Here is a 16,474-nt window from a genome sequence, read left to right as displayed (position 1 = left end):
CGCCCGCACCGGGCCGGCGGGCCCGGCGGGGCCGGCCCGGTGTCTCAGCCCGCCGCGGCGAGCTGGCCGCAGGCGCCGTCGATCTCCTGGCCGCGGGTGTCACGGACGGTGGTGGGCACGCCGTGCGCCTGCAGCCGCCGGACGAACTCGCGCTCGTCCTCGGGCCGGGAGGCCGTCCACTTGGAACCCGGCGTCGGGTTCAGCGGGATCAGGTTGACGTGCACCCGGTGGTTCTTGATCAGCCGGCCGAGCAGGTCCGCCCGCCACGCCTGGTCGTTGATGTCCTTGATCAGCGCGTACTCGATGGAGATCCGGCGACCGGACTTCTCCGCGTAGTTCCACGCCGCGTCCAGCACCTCGGCGACCTTCCACCGGGTGTTGACCGGCACCAGCTCGTCACGCAGCTCGTCGTCCGGGGCGTGCAGCGACAGCGCGAGGCGGCAGGAGAGGCCCTCGTCCGCGAGGCGGTTCATCGCCGGCACCAGGCCCACGGTGGAGACGGTGATGCCGCGCTGGGAGAGGCCGAAGCCGTCCGGCGCAGGGTCGGTGAGCCGGCGGATCGAGGCCAGCACGCGGTTGTAGTTCGCCAGCGGCTCGCCCATGCCCATGAAGACCACGTTGGAGAGGCGGGCCTCACCGCCCGGGATCTCGCCCTCCTTGAGCGCGCGCATCCCTGCCGCGATCTGCTCGACGATCTCGGCGGTGGAGAGGTTGCGCGTCAGCCCGGCCTGGCCGGTCGCGCAGAACGGGCAGTTCATGCCGCAGCCCGCCTGCGAGCTGATGCACATGGTGACCCGGTCCGGGTAGCGCATCAGCACCGACTCGACGAGCGTGCCGTCGAACAGCTTCCAGAGCGTCTTGCGGGTGTTGTCGTCGTCGCACGACACGTGCCGGACCACCGACATCAGCTCGGGCAGCAGGCTCTCGGTGAGCTTCTCCCGGCTGGCGGCGGGGATGTCCGTCCAGCTCGCCGGATCGTTCGACATCCGGCCGAAGTAGTGGTTCGAGAGCTGCTTGGCGCGGAACGGCTGCTCGCCCAGCTCGGCGACGGCCTCCTTGCGCTCGACGGGGCTCAGGTCGGCGAGGTGTCGCGGGGGCTTGGCGCCACGCGGCGCGACAAAGGTGAGTTCTCCGGGCTTAGGCATGGTTCATCCAGTGTCGCAGACGTTAGGACCTCGCCAGACGGCCGAGGGGCTCCGGACGCCAGGCGTCCGGAGCCCCTCGACGGCTCCCACCGTTCGGATCCGCCCGGCCGGCTCAGCTGCCGACGAAGGCCGCCAGCAGCAGCCAGACCACCGGGGCGGTCGGCAGGAGCGAGTCCAGCCGGTCCATGATGCCGCCGTGGCCGGGCAGCAGCGAGCCCATGTCCTTGATGCCGAGGTCACGCTTGATCATCGACTCGCCCAGGTCCCCCAGGGTCGCCACGACCGCCGCGCAGCCGCCCAGGATCAGGCCCTGCCACCAGCTGCCGCCGTCGATGATCAGCTCCATCAGCAGCGCGCCCGCCAGCATCGACAGGCCGATGCCGCCGGCCAGGCCCTCACGGGTCTTGCCCGGGCTGATCGTCGGGGCGAGCTTGTTCTTGCCGAACTTGTAGCCCACCGCGTAGGCGCCGGTATCGCTGCAGACGGTGACGATCAGGAACAGCACGATCCGCTGCGGGCCGTCGTCCGCCGCCAGCATCATCGCCACGAAGGTGGCCAGGAACGGCACGTAGAACGCGGTGAAGATGCCCGCCGTTATGTCCCGCAGGTAGTTCTCCGGCGGCTCGGCCATCCGCCAGACCATCACCGCCAGGCCGGTCAGCGCCAGCGAGGCCGCCGCCCACTGGACGCCGGCCCAGTACCCGGTGGCGATCATCGCGATGCCGCCCGCGACCAGCGGGACCAGCGGCGCCTTGATCTGCTTGCGCTCGGCCAGCCGGCTGGTCAGCTCCCAGATCCCGACCGACACGGCCGCCATCACCACGAACAGGAACAGCGCCTTCACCACGAACAGCGAGGCGATGATCACCGCGCCGAGGCCGACGCCCACGCCTATCGCGGCCTGGAGGTTGCGACCGCCGCGCTGCTTGCGGGGCTGCGGCTGCGGAGCGGGCTGGGCCACGGGTGTCTCCTGCCCTGGGTGGGACAACGGCACAGGGTGGGGCTGCCCGGCCGCCGGGTGGCTCTGCGGCGGCGCGGAGTACGCCGGGACGCCCGGGTACGGCGGGCCGCCGCGGCCGGGAGCCGGGGCGGTCTCGTCGGTGATCGCGCGCAGCACGACCGTCTCCGCCGCGCCCGGCACCGCGGTCCGGGGCTGCTCGTCCCGGAACAGCGGTCCGCTCAGCCGACCGGCCTCCCGGGTCGGCCCCTCGGCGGGGTCGGGCCCTGGGTCGGCCGGTACGGGGGGCATGACCTGAGTCTCCTCCGCGTCACCGCCCCAGTACACCGGAGGCTGCTGCGAGTGACCCGTTCGGTGGCCGGGGTCACCCGCAGCGCCCGGTGCGCCCGGCTGCGGCGCGTGCGCCGGCCGGTACGGGGGGTGCGGCTGGTACTGCTGGTGCTGCTGATCGGATGGGCCCCAGTAGCCAGGGGCGTCAGGGGCGTCGTTCATCAGACTTCGAGCAGCTCGGCTTCCTTGTGCTTCAGCAGCTCGTCGACGGCGGCCACGTACTTGGCCGTGGTGTCGTCGAGCTCCTTCTCGGCGCGACGGCCGTCGTCCTCGCCGATCTCGCCGTCCTTGACCAGCTTGTCGATGCCGTCCTTGGCCTTGCGGCGCACGGAACGGATCGAGACCTTCGCGTCCTCGCCCTTGCCGCGGGCGACCTTGATGTAGTCGCGGCGACGCTCCTCGGTGAGCTCGGGGAGCACCACCCGGATGATGGACCCGTCGTTGGACGGGTTGACGCCGAGGTCGGAGTCGCGGATCGCCTGCTCGATGGCCTTCAGCGCGGTCTTGTCGAACGGCGAGACGATGGCCATCCGCGGCTCCGGCACGGAGAACGAGGCCAGCTGGTTGATCGGCGTCACGGCGCCGTAGTACTCGGCCACGATCTTGGCGAACATCGCCGGGTGCGCACGGCCGGTCCGGATGGCGGCGAAGTCGTTCTTGGCGACCTCGACGGCCTTCTCCATCTTCTCCTCGGCCTCGAGGAGGGTCTCTTCGATCACTGTGTACTCCCTGTCCGGTTCATCTGCTGTTGTCCCGACCGGTGTCGGTGTCGAAGCCGGTCGCGGTGTGGCGGCCGCCGAACGCGGTGCCGGCGTAGCGACGCCGTCCCGTACGGCTGATTGCTGCTCAGGCCCGGACAGAATCCTGGCTGATGAGTGTGCCGATCTTCTCACTCTTCACCGCACGCGCGATATTGCCCTCCGCCAGCAGCTCGAAGACGAGCATCGGGAGGTTGTTGTCCTTGCACAGCGTGATCGCGGTGAGGTCGGCGACCTTGAGGTCGCGCGCGATGACCTCGGAGTACTCCAGCGCGTCGAACTTGACCGCGTCCGGGTTGGTCCGGGGGTCGGAGTCGTAGACGCCGTCCACGCCGTTCTTGCCCATCAGCAGCACGTCCGCGTGGATCTCCAGCGCACGCTGGACGGCCGTGGTGTCGGTGGAGAAGTAGGGCATGCCCATACCGGCGCCGAAGATCACCACACGGCCCTTCTCCAGGTGCCGGACGGCGCGCAGCGGCAGGTACGGCTCGGCGACCTGGCCCATGGTGATCGCGGTCTGGACCCGGGTCTCGATGCCCTCCTTGACCAGGAAGTCCTGCAGCGCCAGGCAGTTCATCACGGTGCCGAGCATGCCCATGTAGTCGGAGCGGGCCCGGTCCATGCCGCGCACCTGGAGTTCGGCGCCGCGGAAGAAGTTGCCACCACCGATGACCACCGCGACCTCGGTACCGGCGCGGACGACCGTGGCGATCTCACGGGCGATCGCGTGCACGACGTCCGGGTCGACGCCGAGCCCGCCGCCACCGGCGAAAGCCTCACCGGACAGCTTCAGCAGCACCCGGCGGGGCGAGCCGGCCTGCGGGTCCTGCGCGGTCTCCTGCGTCTCCTGCATGGACTTCTCCTTCTACACCTACTGGTTCACAGGCGCGGGTGTGCGGATCCCCGACCTGCGCGTACACGCGAGGAGGCCACTGCCGCGGGAACCGGTACGGTGTCCTGCACGGCAATGGCCTCCTCGTCGTTCATGGTGCCGACGCGGCCCGCCCATAGACGGATGACGCTGGGTGAGCCCGTTCGGCGCGTCCCTCCCGCCCTGGTCAGCGGGCGGGGGCGGTTCCCAGCCTAAACGTGCCGGGAGTCCGGTGGAACGTGGCTCAGGCGCCGACGCGGAAGCGGGCGAAGCGCTTGAGGGCGACGCCGTTCTCCTCGAGGACCTTGGCGACGGTCTTCTTGTTGTCCTTCGCGAAGGCCTGCTCCAGGACGGAGAACTCCTTCACGAAGCCGGTGACGCGACCCTCGACGATCTTCGGCAGGGCAGCCTCGGGCTTGCCCTCCTCGCGCGCGGTGGCCTCGGCGACGCGACGCTCGTTCTCGATGTCCTCGGCCGGGATGTCCTCGCGGGAGAGGTACTTCGGCGCGAAGGCGGCGATGTGCTGCGCGACGTCCTTGGCGACCTCGGCGTTCTCCTTGTCCAGCTCGACCAGGACGCCGACGGCCGGCGGGAGGTCGGGGCTGGTCTTGTGGAGGTAGACCGCGACGAAGCCGTCACCCGCGAACTGGGCGAAGCGGCGGAAGACGATCTTCTCGCCCAGGGTGGCGTTGGCCTCGTCCACGAACTGCTGGACGGTCTTGCCGGGCTCGATCTCGGAAGCCAGCGCGGCGTCCAGGTCGGCCGGAGCGGACGCGGCGACGTGGGCGGCGATCGCGTCGGCGACCTGCACGAAGTTGTCACCCTTGGCGACGAAGTCGGTCTCGCAGTTGATCTCGACCAGAACGCCGGACTTCTTGTCCTCGGCGATCAGCGCGGCGACGGCGCCGTTGGAGGCGTCACGGCCCTCGCGCTTGGCGACGCCCTTCTGGCCCTTGATGCGCAGCAGCTCGACGGCCTTGTCGACGTTGCCCTCGGCCTCGTCCAGAGCCTTCTTGCAGTCCATCATGCCGGCGCCGGTGAGCTCACGGAGCTTCTTGACGTCCGCGGCGGTGAAGTTCGCCATGGTGTGAATCTCTTCTCGCGTCTCGCGTGTCTGCGTGGGGTTGTGCCGGGACCGCTGGTTCGGTCCCGGCACGGGAGAGAGGGGCACTTACCGGTGTCGTACCGGCGAGTGCCCCTCACCCTTGGTACGTCAGGCCTGCTCGGCCGGAGCCTCGTCGGCGGCCGCAGCCTCGGCGACGGGGGCCTCGGCGGCGGGGGCCTCGACCTCGGCAGCAGCCTCGGCGGCGGGGGCCTCGGTGGCGGCGTCGGCGTCGGCGGCCGGAGCCTCCTCAGCCTTCTTCTCGCCCTCGATGAGGTCCTTCTCCCAGTCGGCCAGCGGCTGGTCGGCGCCCGGCTCGGCCTTCGCGTCGCCCTTGGCGACACCCGCGCGGGACTTGAGGCCCTCGGCGACGGCGTCGGCGATCACACGGGTCAGCAGGGTGACGGAGCGGATCGCGTCGTCGTTGCCCGGGATCTTGTAGTCGACCTCGTCGGGGTCACAGTTGGTGTCGAGGATCGCGACGACCGGGATGTTGAGCTTCCGGGCCTCGCCGACAGCGATGTGCTCCTTCTTGGTGTCCACGATCCAGACGGCGCTGGGAACGCGCTGCATGTCGCGGATACCGCCGAGGGTCTTCTCGAGCTTGGTGTGCTCGCGCTCCAGAACCAGGAGCTCCTTCTTGGTGAGGCCGGAGCCGGCCACATCCGTGAAGTCGATCTCGCCGAGCTCCTTCATCCGCTGAAGGCGCTTGTAGACGGTCTGGAAGTTGGTCAGCATGCCGCCGAGCCAGCGCTGGTTCACGTAGGGCATGCCCACGCGGGTGGCCTGCTCGGCGATGGCCTCCTGGGCCTGCTTCTTCGTGCCGACGAAGAGGACGCTGCCGCCGTGGGCAACGGTCTCCTTGATGAACTCGAAGGCGCGGTCGATGTAGTTCAGCGACTGCAGGAGGTCGATGATGTAGATGCCGTTGCGCTCCGTGATGATGAAGCGCTTCATCTTCGGGTTCCAGCGGCGGGTCTGGTGACCGAAGTGGACGCCGCTCTCCAGCAGCTCCCGCATCGTGACGACGGCCATAGCCGTACTCCTAAGGTGTTGCGCCCGGCTCCGCGCAGTCGACGTGGTGGGTCGCGCGGTGGCGCTCCCCGCTCGGCGTCTGCGTACGGCCGGGTCAGGCTCGGTTTTGTCCGTGACAGTCAGGTGACAGCCACGCCTGACGCCCCGAACGTGCCGAGCCGCTTCGGCCCGAGTGGTCCGGAGACCCTTCGGGCTCGGCGGACCGAGCGGCACTCGCACCTGGCGGGGGCGGCGGCTGAGCCGCATCCGTCCACCGGTGGCGGGGCGTGCGAAGTCGACCCGGCGGACCGGGTCGCGTGTGAAGTGTACGGGAAGCGCCGAGCCGCAGGCGACTCCACAGGGACGGGAGGTCGGTGGGGAGGCGGGCGGGGAAGCGGGAGGGAGGGTGGACGGGACCGCGCCGGGACGGCCGGTGGGGCGGTGGACGGGGGCAGGACGGCGGGGGCGGTGGGACGGCCTGGCCCGGGCTGGGGTAGGGAGGCCGGGGGGTGGGGGCGAGGGGCCGCGTGCAGGGGTGGATGCGGGGGCGGGGGGGCGTGCTCGGAGGAGCTCGCGCCGGGGGTGCACTCGGGGCGCGTCACCCGTGGGAGGGATGGCGGCTGTCCACAGGGCCCGGTTGTCCACAGGAATCGGGGTGGGGCTGGTCGGGCTCGCGTACCCCGGAGAACCTCGGCGGCATGACAACCGCCCTGGAAGCCACCGCTCCGTTCGTTCCGCCCGTCTCCCCCGCCGCGCCGTCCGGCGCCGCTTCGTCCACCACCGCGTCGTCCGGCGCCCTCGGCGGGGTCGGGGGCTTGTCGTCGCCCCCGCCACTCGGGCCGGGGCCCGGACCCAACCGCCGGCTGCTGCTCGCGCTTGTGACGGTGACCACCCTGCTGCTGACCGTTCTGCCGGGGCCGGTGGGCCATGCCGCCGAGGCGGCGGGGCACGGCTCGCGCGACTCCGTCGATGCCGATGCCGGTGCCAGTGCCAGTTCCGGGGGCGGTGCGGGTTCCGGGAGCGGACGGGTGTGGCCGGTGGGCGGCCCGGGTGGGCTGGTCAGGCGCTTCGAGGCACCGGCCACACCATGGGCCGCCGGACACCGGGGCGTCGATCTCGCCGCCACGGGTGGTGCGGACATCCGGTCGGCCGCCCCCGGGGTGGTCTCCTTCTCCGGCCTGGTGGCGGGCCGACCGGTGGTCACCGTCACCCACCCGGCCTCAGGATCTCCGCCGCTGCGGACCACCTATCTGCCGGTCACCGGGAGCCTCGCCACCGGCACCACCGTCACGGCCGGCGAAGTGATCGGGCAGCTCACCCCCGGTGCCGTCCACTGCGCCGGCCACGACTGCCTGCACTGGGGGCTGCTGCGCGGCGACTGGTACCTCGATCCCCTGGCCCTCTTCGGAGCCGGTGCGGCCCGACTGCTCCCGCTCGGACGGGAGCGCTGAGACCGGTGCTCGGACGGGAGCGCCGGGCCCGGCTCGGTCAGCTCCCGCCCAGGCCGTGCAGGGCGAGCGCGACCGCGGCGTCCGCGATCACTTCCTGACTCAGGGCCGGTCCACCGGTAGGACGCTGCTCGGCCTGCCGAACGGCGGCCTCCACGATTCCCTGGAGCAGCCCGGCAGCCAGCCGCGGCTGCTCGTGACCGAGGTCCTGGAGGGCCTGGACCACCAGGCCGACGAGCTTGCCGTGGGCCGCCCGGATCCGCTCGCGCGCCGCTTCGTCCAGCTCCAGCGCCGAGATCGCCGCCACTGCCCGGTGCCGAGGGTCCCCGGCCAGCGCGAGCTGACCTCGGACGTAGGCCTCGATCCGGGCCGCCGCGGTGTCGCAGCTCTCCATCCCGGCCTCGATCTCGGCCGCCCAGAGCGGGAAGTCGACCTCGCAGAGCAGCTCGACCACAGCGGCGCGGGAACGGAAGTACTCGTAGACCGAGGAGCGCGCCAGACCGGTGCGCGCCGCGAGCGCGGGGAAGGTCAGGGCATCCATTCCCCCCTCGGTGAGCAGGCTGCGGGCAGCATCGAGGAGGGCTGCCCGCTGCAGCTGTCGGTGCTCGGCCAAAGTGGCCGCTCGGATCTTCGGCACTGTCCCACTGTACGGAGCCCTACACCCCGCCGATACGGCGCCGCGCATGACGGGGTGCGTGGAGGGGATCCGGCGGAAGGGCGGAAGCACCCCGCAGGCAGCCCGCCAGGGGTCGGTGCTGCCGAACGATCGGGTGCCGAAGGGGCCGCTACCGGATGTCCGACAGCTTGGCTCGCAACTGCAGCACCGACTTGGTGTGGATCTGGCTGACCCGGCTCTCCGTCACCCCCAGCACCTGGCCGATCTCCGCGAGGGTGAGGCCCTCGTAGTAGTAGAGCGTCACGACGGTCTTCTCCCGCTCGGGCAGGGTGTTGATCGCCTGTGCCAGCAGTCTGCGCAGCTCCCGGTCCTCGGCCACCTCCACGGGGTTGTCCGCGCCGCGGTCCTCCAGGGTGTCGCCCAGGCTTGGCCGGTCCCCGCCCTCGCCCACCGGGTGGAGCAGTTCGTCCAGCGCCACCACGTTGGCGAGGGAGAGCTGGCTGAAGATGGCGTGCAGGTCCTCGATCGCGATGCCCATCTCGGCCGCGACCTCGGGCTCGTGCGGTGTGCGGCGCAGCCGGGCCTCCAGGGTCGCGTACGTCCGCTCGACCGCCTTCGCCTTCTGCCGCACCGAACGCGGGATCCAGTCCAGGGCCCGGAGCTCGTCGATGATCGCGCCGCGGATCCGGCTGATCGCGTAGGTCTCGAACTTGATGGCCCGATCGATGTCGAACTTCTCGATCGCGTCGATCAGCCCGAAGACACCCGAGGAGACGAAGTCCGCCTGCTCGACGTTGGAGGGCAAACCGACCCCGACCCGGCCCGCCACGTATTTGACGAGCGGTGAGTAGTGCAGGATCAGCTGCTCCCGCAATCGCTGGTCGCCCGTCTCCTTGTAGGAGCGCCAGAGCGCTTCCAGCGCCGTGCGGTCGGAGCCGACGCCCGACTCCCGCCGTGGTGTCGGCGTTCCGGCGGGAGCGGGCACCTCCGCTTGTGTGGACGTCTCCGCGGGTACGGGCGCGGCGTCCTGGCCCTGGGCCGGGCCGGGGACGGCGGCCACCTCGGGGGCGGTAGCCACTTCGGACGTACCGGCCGCTTCGGAAGCGTCCGGCGGACCGGGCTCGTCCGGCCGACCGGCGTACGCGCCGGTGTGCGCCGGTCGGCCACCCTGCCGGGCAAGGGCCCCCATCGCACCCGTCGCCTTGGGCGGGAACTCGGTCACGGGGCGCCGCTCGGTCCGCGGCCCTCCCGAGGACCGGGCGCCACCGGTCACTCTGTGTCCGGGAATGTGTGTGGGCATGCGTTGGTCTGCGCCGTTCTGCCGAGTCATGTGCTGATAGGGAAGGCATGGCGAGCGTAGCGTGACCGACTCACTGCAATGTGCTACCGCCACTCGGTCGTCCCCCGATCCGGTGGCGTTCGTGTCGCCGGGACCCGGCAGCGGGGGTGAACGCCTTGACCGGCGATTCACCGCCCCACCTCCCGCCGACGGCGGCGCACCCGGCCGCCTCCCGATTCGTCCTGATCCGCCCGATCGGTCACCGGCCACGCACCAGTCGCCAGTGAGCACCGTGCCGTTCCACGAAGCCGAGCGACCCCAACTCGTAGAGCCGGTGGAGCACTTCGTCCGGCGGGAGACCCGACTGCCGGGCCAGGCGCTCCACCGGCGCACCCTCCGCCGTCGCCGGCACCGCCTCCAGGACCCTCGCCACGACCGGCTCCAGGAGGTCCCTCGGCAGCACCGGCCCGCCGCGTTGGGGCGCGAGGTCGTCACCGATCGCGCCGATCAGCTCGGCGACCTCCGCCGCGTCGGTGACCAGCGTGGCGCCGCCGCGAATCAGGGCGTGCACTCCGGCCGAGAGCTCCGACGTCACCGGGCCGGCGACACCCATCGTGTGCCGGTTGAGGTCCCGGGCGCGTCTGGCCGTACTCAGCGCCCCGCTGCGCAACGCCGCCTCGACCACCACCGTCCCTCGGGTGAGGGCCGCGATCACGCGATTGCGCAGCACGAACCGGAACCGGTTCGGGTGCTCCCCCGGCGGAAGCTCGCTCAGCAGCAGTCCCTGGGAGGCGATCCGTCGGATCAACTGGGCGTTGCCCCTCGGGTAGGCCACATCGACCCCGCAGGCGAGGACTCCGATGCTCATCCCCCCGACGGCCAGCGCACCCCGGTGGGCGGCCGCGTCGATCCCGTACGCCGCGCCGGAGGCCACCACCCACCCGCGTTCGGCCAGTTGCGCCGACAGCTCCCCCGCGACGTGCGCTCCGTAGGCCGTGCAGGCCCGCGCGCCGACGACCGCGACCGAGCGGAGGGCGAGCAGTCGCAGGGAACCCGTCCCGGACAACCAGAGCCCGAGCGGTCTGCCGGCTCCCAGGTCGTCGAGTTGGCTCGGCCATTCCGTGTCGCCCGGAATGATGAAGCGCCCACCGGCCGTACGCACTCGCTCCAGGTCCGCGACGGGGTCGACGTCGACCAGCCTGGCCCGGTAGGCGGCGAGCCGCTCCGCGTCCGGGCCCGGATGGTCGGGGACGGTGCCGTCCCGGATCGCCCGGACGACATCGGCGGCGTCGAGCTGGGTGAGCCACCGACCCAGGACAGCGTCGCCCGGTTCGCTGAGCCTGCTCAGCGCTGCCCTGGCGAGACGCTCGGGCTCGGCCTCCCGCCCCGCTTCGGAGGGGTGCTGAGGGTGGTTCATCGTCTGGTTCATGCTCAGGTCTCCTTGTCGCTCGGCCGCTGATCGGGTGTCGCGGCAGGTGGACCGGCACGGAGCAGCCGGTCGCCATTCGGCCCGGCCGGCGGCAGCGGCTCGCCGCCGAGCCGGCCGAAGGAGCGCTCGGTCAACGGCAGCCCCTGCTCCACACCGGTGCGGAGCACCAGGGCCGTCCGTACGTCCCGCTGGTCCGGCCGGTCGCGCCCGGCGAGATCGGCGACCGTCCAGGCGACCCTGAGCACCCGGTCCAGGCCGCGGGCGGTCAGCAGACCGCGCTCCAGCTGTCGGGCGGCATCGTTCAGCGCGTTGGGGCCGAGCTGCCATCGGGTCCGCAGCTCATGGCCGGGCACTTCGGCATTGGTCCGCCACGGTGTGTGCGCCAGCCGTGCCGCCGCGCGCTCCCGCGCGGCAAGCACCCGGGCCGCCACGGTCGCGGTGCTCTCCGCCGTGGTGTCCCGCTCCATCAGCTCGACCCTGGTCACCGGAGCGACCTGGACCTGGAGGTCGACCCGGTCGAGCAGCGGTCCGGACAGCCGCCCCTGGTACCGGCTGACCATCGCCGGAGTGCACTCGCACCCCTCGCCCCGCCGCGAGTACCGCCCGCAGGGACAGGGATTCGCGGCCAGGCAGAGCAGGAACCTGGCCGGCAGCCTGAGCGATCCGGCCGATCGGGCGATCACCACCTCCCCCGATTCGAGCGGCTGGCGCAGCGCGTCGAGCACCCTGACCGGAAACTCCGGCGCCTCGTCCAGGAACAGCACACCCCGGTGGGCCAGCGAGACCGCGCCCGGTCGGGGCAGGCCACTGCCGCCGCCGACGATGGCCGGCATGGTGGTGGAGTGGTGCGGTGCGCAGTACGGCGCGCAGTCGATCAGTGGCCGACCGGCCGGGAGCAGGCCGGCCACCGAGTGCACGGCGGTGACCTCCAGGGCCTCCTTCTGGGTGAGTGGCGGCAGCAGCGCCGGGAGCCGCTCCGCCAACATGGTCTTGCCCGCGCCCGGTGGACCTTTCAAGTACAGGTGGTGACCACCGGCGGCGGCGATCTCCAGCGCGCGTCGGGCCTCGTACTGGCCGGCGACGTCCGCCAGGTCCAGCCGGGCGGCCCGGTCGTCGGGCAGTCCGCGCACCCCTGCGGTGGGGAGCATCAGCCCGGCCATCAGGGGATCCGGGCGGCCGCTGATCGGGTCGGGCGGCTCCTCCGGCTCGGGTGCGCCGGTCAGGACGGCGACGAGCTGCCGCAGGCTGCGCACGCCGATGACGGTCACGCCCGGGACCAGGGAGGCCTCGGCGGCAGTCTGTTCGGCCACCACGACCCGCTGGTAACCGGCGTCGGCGGCGGCGAGCACCGACGGCAGGATGCCGCGTACCGGGCGCACCCGCCCGTCGAGCCCCAGCTCGCCGATGATCAGCAGTTCGGCGATGGAGGACGGATCCAAGCGCTCGGCGGCGGCGAGGACGGCGCAGGCCACCGCGAGGTCGAAGCCGCTGCCACTCTTCGGTACCGAGGCGGGGCTGAGTCCGACGGTGAGCTTTCGCTGCGGCCAGACCTCGCCGCTGTTCACCAGGGCCGCGCGCACCCGGTCGCGGGCCTCGGAGAGGGCTTTGTCGGGCAGACCGACCAGGGTGAAGGCGGCGACTCCGGGCTCCAGATCGGCCTGGACCTCGACGATCACACCGTCGACGCCGACCAGCGCGACGGAACAGGTACGGGCGAAGGCCATCTCAGACCACCCCCCTCAGGTGGTCCACCGAGGCGGCGCCCCGGGCCCGGTTGATGACGGCCACGAGGTCGATCCGGACGCCGCCGGGCGGCACGGGCGGCCACTGCGGGTCCGCCGGCACGGGGCTGTACCCGGGGCCGGCCAACCTGGCGAAGTGGCCGGGCCAGCGCTCCGCCACCCAGCGCTCCGCCAATCGCTGGAGTCGGGCGGCCTTGGCTCGGTCGATGGCCTCGCTCGGCTGCTGGAATCCCCGCTCGGAGCGGGTCTTCACCTCACAAACGGCCAGGGTGTCGCCGTCGAGGGCGACGATGTCCAGCTCGCCCTCGACGCAGCGCCAGTTGCGGTCCAGGATCCTGAGGCCGCTCTCGGCGAGCCGCCGGGCGGCGACCCGCTCCCCGTAACGGCCCAGCCCGTTGTTCGTGCCGCGCCCCGACAGGGCCTTCCCCGGACCGCCCCGCTCAGGAACGGCCTTCTCGGGAACGGCTCGCTCAGGACCGGCCTTCTCCGGGTCGGCCTGCTCAGTGCGCGGCGGAGCTGGCCTGTTTCCGAGCCCGGACAGCTCCGCCTGGTACTCCTCCGGCGCCCTCGCCGCCCTGCGCCGGGCCTGCCCACTCGGTCGGGCCTTGGGCGTCTCACTCTGCTTACGCGTGGTGCGCTTGGTGTCCTGCACGGTGACCACCTCCGACGCGGAGGTTTCCGTGCGACCCGGGACAGGGCCAGAGGGTTGCTATTTCCTGTGGATAACCCGGGCCTGTGGATAACTTCTGTCACTCGCAGGAGTGAGAATCCCGGGAAAGTCGAAATTCCCCTGGACACCGCGGGACCGAGCGGTCCAACGTCAGTTCCCGAACCCGGACTCGTCCGAGGGCAGCTCCAGATCGCTCTTCGCGAGCTCCTCGATGTTCACGTCCTTGAAGGTCAGCACCCGGACCTTACGGACGAACCGGGCCGGCCGGTACATGTCCCAGACCCACGCATCCGCCATCGACACCTCGAAAAAGACCTCGCCCTGGACCGAGTGCACCTGCAGCTCGTAGTCGTTGGTGAGGTAGAAGCGTCGCTCGGTCTCAATCACGTACTTGAACAGGCCGACGACGTCCCGGTACTCCCGGTAGAGCTTGAGCTCCATCTCGGTCTCGTACTTCTCGAGATCTTCGGCACTCATCCAGGCGTCCCCTCAACTTGTCACGTCCACCCATTGTGGACCACCGCACTCACCCTCAGAGCCTTACCGGCGTGACTGGCGGCCCCTCGGCCAGCAGTCGCCCCACGAAGTCCGCCAGCCCGATCGGATAGATCGTTTCGGCGGTCTCCCCCAGCTCCTCGACCGTCCACCAGCGTGCCGCGAGCAGTTCGGCGTGCTCGTCCCTGCCCATCCTCGAATGATCGAGCACCGTCTCCACGGTCCGGGCCAGGTGGAACCACTGCTCCTGCTCGTAGCGCTGCTCCCGAAAGGAGTACGAAACCGTGTCGTACGCAACCACGGGCCCGAGGTCCACGCCCCGCAGCCCCGTCTCCTCGGCGAGCTCGCGCACCGCGGCCTCGCGAGTGCTCTCCCCCGGTTCCAGGCCTCCTCCGGGGGTGAACCACCAGGTGACGTCCGGCACCACCGGATCCGAGCCCCGGAAGAGAAGCAGGCGGTCCTGCCCGTCCAACAGCAGGATCCGTGAAGCCTTGCGGTGCTTGGCCGTCATCGCCGCCCTCCCCCCTCCCCTCGTTCGTCGGGCCGATCCCCTCGATCCTGCCACCCGGCAGGACCTGCCGGGGCGATGTTCGGCAGAGCGATCGGGCCACGGGCGCCGGCGGTCGCGCGGCCGTCGGCGCCGACTCGAACTGAGGCTGCGCCGCCGACCGGGGCGGCGGCGCCCGCCGGAGCGGCGGCCGTGGCACCCGTCAAGCGTCGCGGCGGCGTCCCAGCCGGCGGGCCGCACCGGCCGCCCCGCTCACCCCACAGGTCACGACGATCATCGCCGCGCCTACAACGGTGGCGTAGAAGGCCGGCTCCAACGGTCCCGGCTCGCCGGCCTTCGGCCCACCGAGCGCGTCGAAGGCGGTGGTGCGGGCGAACAGACCCGTCCGGCCGAAGGGCAGGACGGTGGCCTCCACCCGGGCCTCCACCTCGGTGGCGGGGATCGTGCCGCCGTCGACCTCCAGGTGGAGGCGGGAGTCGAGCGACCCCTGTCGGTTGTCTCCCAGCAGAAAGAGCCGGCCAGGAGGCACGTCCACGCTGAACGCGCTCCCCTGCGGGCCCTGCGTCTCCAGGTACGGCTCTTCCACCGGCTTGCCGTTGACGGTCAGCCGTTGGTCGTCCCCGGTGGTCGCCACGGTGTCCCCGCCGACCGCGACCACGCGCTTGACCATGAGTTCACCGCCCCACGCCTGGTCGCGGAAGACCACGACGTCACCCCGGCCGACGTCCTTGCCGTCGATCTGCCGGGCGACGACGGTGTCCCCGACCTTGAGCGTCGGGGTCATCGAACCGGTCGGAATGCCGTACGGCCGGTAGTCCAGCGCCATGACCACGAAGCCGCCGACCAGCAGGACCAGACCGAGCCCGATCAGCACGCCCTGCAGCACCGCGGCCGGCCTGGGCCGGGACCGTCCGGGCGCAGGCGGGCGGTCCGCCGTCGGTGTCGCGACACTGCTCATCGAAACCATCCACCCCTGCCTGACCCGGGACCGCTCATGGCACGCCGGGGCCACAGGCGGAAAACCCGGCGGGCCGTGGCACGTCCGAGCAGATTACTCGTCGGTACCACGGCCCGCGCAAGACCCGGGGGCGACCCGGTGGTGGTCAGGACCGCTTCGCGCGCTCCGACCGGCCCTTCAGCCGGCGCACCAGCGGAAGCAGGCTGACCGCGCCGACCGCGCCGGCCACGGGCGGAACGAACGGCACGGCCGCCGCCAGACCCTTCTGGTCGAAGGTGTCCGGCACCGGCAGTGTCGACCAGTGGTTGATCGGCCAGGCCACCACGAAGGCCCGTCCGATGACCTCGTCCACCGGAACGGTGCCGCCACCCGGCTGGTCCATGTGGAAGCGGGAGTCCAGCGAGTCCGCTCGGTGGTCACCCATCACCCAGATCCGGCCGTCCGGCACCTTCACCGGGCCGAAGGGCTTCGTCCCGCAGGGGGTGTTACCGGGGAACACATACGGCTCGTTGAGAGCGATCCCGTTGACCTTGACCGGCCCCTCGCCCTCGCACTCGACGGTGTCCCCACCGACCGCGATGACCCGCTTGATCAGGTCCTTCTCGTTCTCGGAGGGCATCAGGCCGACGAAGCTGAGCACGTCCTGCACCCCCCGCACGAAGGAGTTGTCGCTCTGCTTGGTGGGCTCGTCCGCCAGCCAGCCGCCCGGGTCGTGGAACACCACGACCTCGCCCCGCTCGGGCTCGGCTCCGAACCACGGGGTCAGCTTGTCCACCAGGACGCGGTCGCCGACCTGAAGCGTGTTCTGCATCGACTCCGACGGAATGGAGAACGCCTGGACGAAGAAAGTCTTGATCACCAGCGCCAGGACCAGCGCGATGCCGATCAGAATCGGCAGTTCCTTCCAGAACGAGCGCTGCTTGTGCTCCTTGCCGCCGGCCTTCTCCTCCGACCCGCCGTCAGAGCTCACGTCGTCCCGGGCGTCGGAACCGTCGCCCGCACCACTGCCCTGCTCGTCCGCGGACTGAACCGCCGCGTCCTCCGCGGAACTCGAAGACACTGCGGACTCCGTCGACCGTTCCGCCCGATGACCGGAGCCCTCGGGCTCTCCGGCGCCTGAGCGGGCGCCGATCACCAAATCCCCCACAACG

General features: G+C 71.5%; 16 protein-coding genes. 1 reads left to right on the top strand and 15 read right to left on the bottom strand.

The genetic code is table 11. The features are described from left to right. Window positions 1-44: 44 nt before the first annotated feature. The 6 genes from rlmN to rpsB form a co-directional block, all read right to left on the bottom strand. Entirely contained in the window at window positions 45-1,145 is a 1,101-nt protein-coding gene (gene rlmN, locus OG618_RS25055) for a 23S rRNA (adenine(2503)-C(2))-methyltransferase RlmN (protein ID WP_329489784.1), read from the bottom strand. Window positions 1,146-1,257: 112 nt separating this feature from the next. Further along, window positions 1,258-2,394: a phosphatidate cytidylyltransferase gene (locus OG618_RS25050; protein ID WP_442906860.1), complete on the bottom strand. Its 1,137-nt coding sequence runs from the start codon at window positions 2,392-2,394 to the stop codon at window positions 1,258-1,260. 200 nt (window positions 2,395-2,594) lie between these two features. Further along, window positions 2,595-3,152, bottom strand: coding sequence for a ribosome recycling factor (frr, locus tag OG618_RS25045; protein ID WP_329489782.1), 558 nt, complete (start codon window positions 3,150-3,152; stop codon window positions 2,595-2,597). Between the two features lie 127 nt (window positions 3,153-3,279). Further along, window positions 3,280-4,044 carry a UMP kinase gene (gene pyrH, locus OG618_RS25040; RefSeq protein WP_329489781.1) on the bottom strand — a complete coding sequence of 255 codons (765 nt, stop codon included), beginning with the start codon at window positions 4,042-4,044 and terminating at the stop codon, window positions 3,280-3,282. A gap of 262 nt (window positions 4,045-4,306) precedes the next feature. Beyond that, on the bottom strand, window positions 4,307-5,146 hold the full coding sequence (gene tsf / locus OG618_RS25035) for a translation elongation factor Ts (RefSeq protein ID WP_329489780.1): 840 nt from the start codon (window positions 5,144-5,146) through the stop codon (window positions 4,307-4,309). 129 nt (window positions 5,147-5,275) lie between these two features. Beyond that, window positions 5,276-6,199 carry a 30S ribosomal protein S2 gene (rpsB, locus tag OG618_RS25030; protein ID WP_329489779.1) on the bottom strand — a complete coding sequence of 308 codons (924 nt, stop codon included), beginning with the start codon at window positions 6,197-6,199 and terminating at the stop codon, window positions 5,276-5,278. A 677-nt stretch (window positions 6,200-6,876) separates the two neighbouring features. Between rpsB and OG618_RS25025 the strand changes: the two genes are divergently transcribed. Continuing rightward, window positions 6,877-7,629, top strand: a complete 753-nt coding sequence (locus OG618_RS25025) for a M23 family metallopeptidase (protein WP_329489778.1) — start codon at window positions 6,877-6,879, stop codon at window positions 7,627-7,629. Between the two features lie 37 nt (window positions 7,630-7,666). Here the strand turns inward: OG618_RS25025 and OG618_RS25020 are convergent, their stop codons facing one another. The 9 genes from OG618_RS25020 to lepB (OG618_RS24980) form a co-directional block, all read right to left on the bottom strand. Beyond that, window positions 7,667-8,239, bottom strand: coding sequence for a TetR/AcrR family transcriptional regulator (locus OG618_RS25020; protein ID WP_329492262.1), 573 nt, complete (start codon window positions 8,237-8,239; stop codon window positions 7,667-7,669). A gap of 172 nt (window positions 8,240-8,411) precedes the next feature. Then, window positions 8,412-9,227, bottom strand: coding sequence for an RNA polymerase sigma factor WhiG (whiG, locus tag OG618_RS25015; protein WP_329492261.1), 816 nt, complete (start codon window positions 9,225-9,227; stop codon window positions 8,412-8,414). 553 nt (window positions 9,228-9,780) lie between these two features. Further along, window positions 9,781-10,950, bottom strand: coding sequence for a DNA-processing protein DprA (gene dprA / locus OG618_RS25010; protein ID WP_329489777.1), 1,170 nt, complete (start codon window positions 10,948-10,950; stop codon window positions 9,781-9,783). A 2-nt stretch (window positions 10,951-10,952) separates the two neighbouring features. Then, complete coding sequence (locus tag OG618_RS25005) at window positions 10,953-12,674, bottom strand: YifB family Mg chelatase-like AAA ATPase (RefSeq protein WP_329489776.1); 1,722 nt, start codon at window positions 12,672-12,674, stop codon at window positions 10,953-10,955. 1 nt (window position 12,675) lies between these two features. Then, window positions 12,676-13,110: a YraN family protein gene (locus OG618_RS25000; protein ID WP_329492260.1), complete on the bottom strand. Its 435-nt coding sequence runs from the start codon at window positions 13,108-13,110 to the stop codon at window positions 12,676-12,678. A gap of 402 nt (window positions 13,111-13,512) precedes the next feature. Continuing rightward, window positions 13,513-13,839 carry a DUF2469 domain-containing protein gene (locus OG618_RS24995; protein ID WP_030056781.1) on the bottom strand — a complete coding sequence of 109 codons (327 nt, stop codon included), beginning with the start codon at window positions 13,837-13,839 and terminating at the stop codon, window positions 13,513-13,515. A 55-nt stretch (window positions 13,840-13,894) separates the two neighbouring features. Further along, entirely contained in the window at window positions 13,895-14,368 is a 474-nt protein-coding gene (locus OG618_RS24990; protein ID WP_329489775.1) for an NUDIX hydrolase, read from the bottom strand. A gap of 199 nt (window positions 14,369-14,567) precedes the next feature. Beyond that, complete coding sequence (lepB, locus tag OG618_RS24985; RefSeq protein WP_329489774.1) at window positions 14,568-15,323, bottom strand: signal peptidase I; 756 nt, start codon at window positions 15,321-15,323, stop codon at window positions 14,568-14,570. Window positions 15,324-15,468: 145 nt separating this feature from the next. Further along, window positions 15,469-16,470: a signal peptidase I gene (lepB, locus tag OG618_RS24980; RefSeq protein ID WP_329489773.1), complete on the bottom strand. Its 1,002-nt coding sequence runs from the start codon at window positions 16,468-16,470 to the stop codon at window positions 15,469-15,471. Window positions 16,471-16,474 lie beyond the last annotated feature (4 nt).

The organism is Kitasatospora sp. NBC_01246 (assembly GCF_036226505.1).
Taxonomy (GTDB): domain Bacteria; phylum Actinomycetota; class Actinomycetes; order Streptomycetales; family Streptomycetaceae; genus Kitasatospora.
The sequence above is the reverse complement of the archived record's forward strand: the minus strand, read 5'-3'. Positions and strand labels throughout refer to the sequence as shown.

Coding starts and splice junctions, on each gene's coding strand:
- rlmN (WP_329489784.1), bottom strand. CDS start 1,145: ATGCCTAAGCCCGGAGAACTCACCTTTGTCGCGCCGCGTGGCGCCAAG.
- OG618_RS24990 (WP_329489775.1), bottom strand. CDS start 14,368: ATGACGGCCAAGCACCGCAAGGCTTCACGGATCCTGCTGTTGGACGGG.
- dprA (WP_329489777.1), bottom strand. CDS start 10,950: ATGAACCAGACGATGAACCACCCTCAGCACCCCTCCGAAGCGGGGCGG.
- pyrH (WP_329489781.1), bottom strand. CDS start 4,044: ATGCAGGAGACGCAGGAGACCGCGCAGGACCCGCAGGCCGGCTCGCCC.
- tsf (WP_329489780.1), bottom strand. CDS start 5,146: ATGGCGAACTTCACCGCCGCGGACGTCAAGAAGCTCCGTGAGCTCACC.
- OG618_RS25025 (WP_329489778.1), top strand. CDS start 6,877: ATGACAACCGCCCTGGAAGCCACCGCTCCGTTCGTTCCGCCCGTCTCC.
- OG618_RS25050 (WP_442906860.1), bottom strand. CDS start 2,394: ATGCCCCCCGTACCGGCCGACCCAGGGCCCGACCCCGCCGAGGGGCCG.
- lepB (WP_329489774.1), bottom strand. CDS start 15,323: ATGAGCAGTGTCGCGACACCGACGGCGGACCGCCCGCCTGCGCCCGGA.
- rpsB (WP_329489779.1), bottom strand. CDS start 6,199: ATGGCCGTCGTCACGATGCGGGAGCTGCTGGAGAGCGGCGTCCACTTC.
- OG618_RS25005 (WP_329489776.1), bottom strand. CDS start 12,674: ATGGCCTTCGCCCGTACCTGTTCCGTCGCGCTGGTCGGCGTCGACGGT.
- OG618_RS24995 (WP_030056781.1), bottom strand. CDS start 13,839: ATGAGTGCCGAAGATCTCGAGAAGTACGAGACCGAGATGGAGCTCAAG.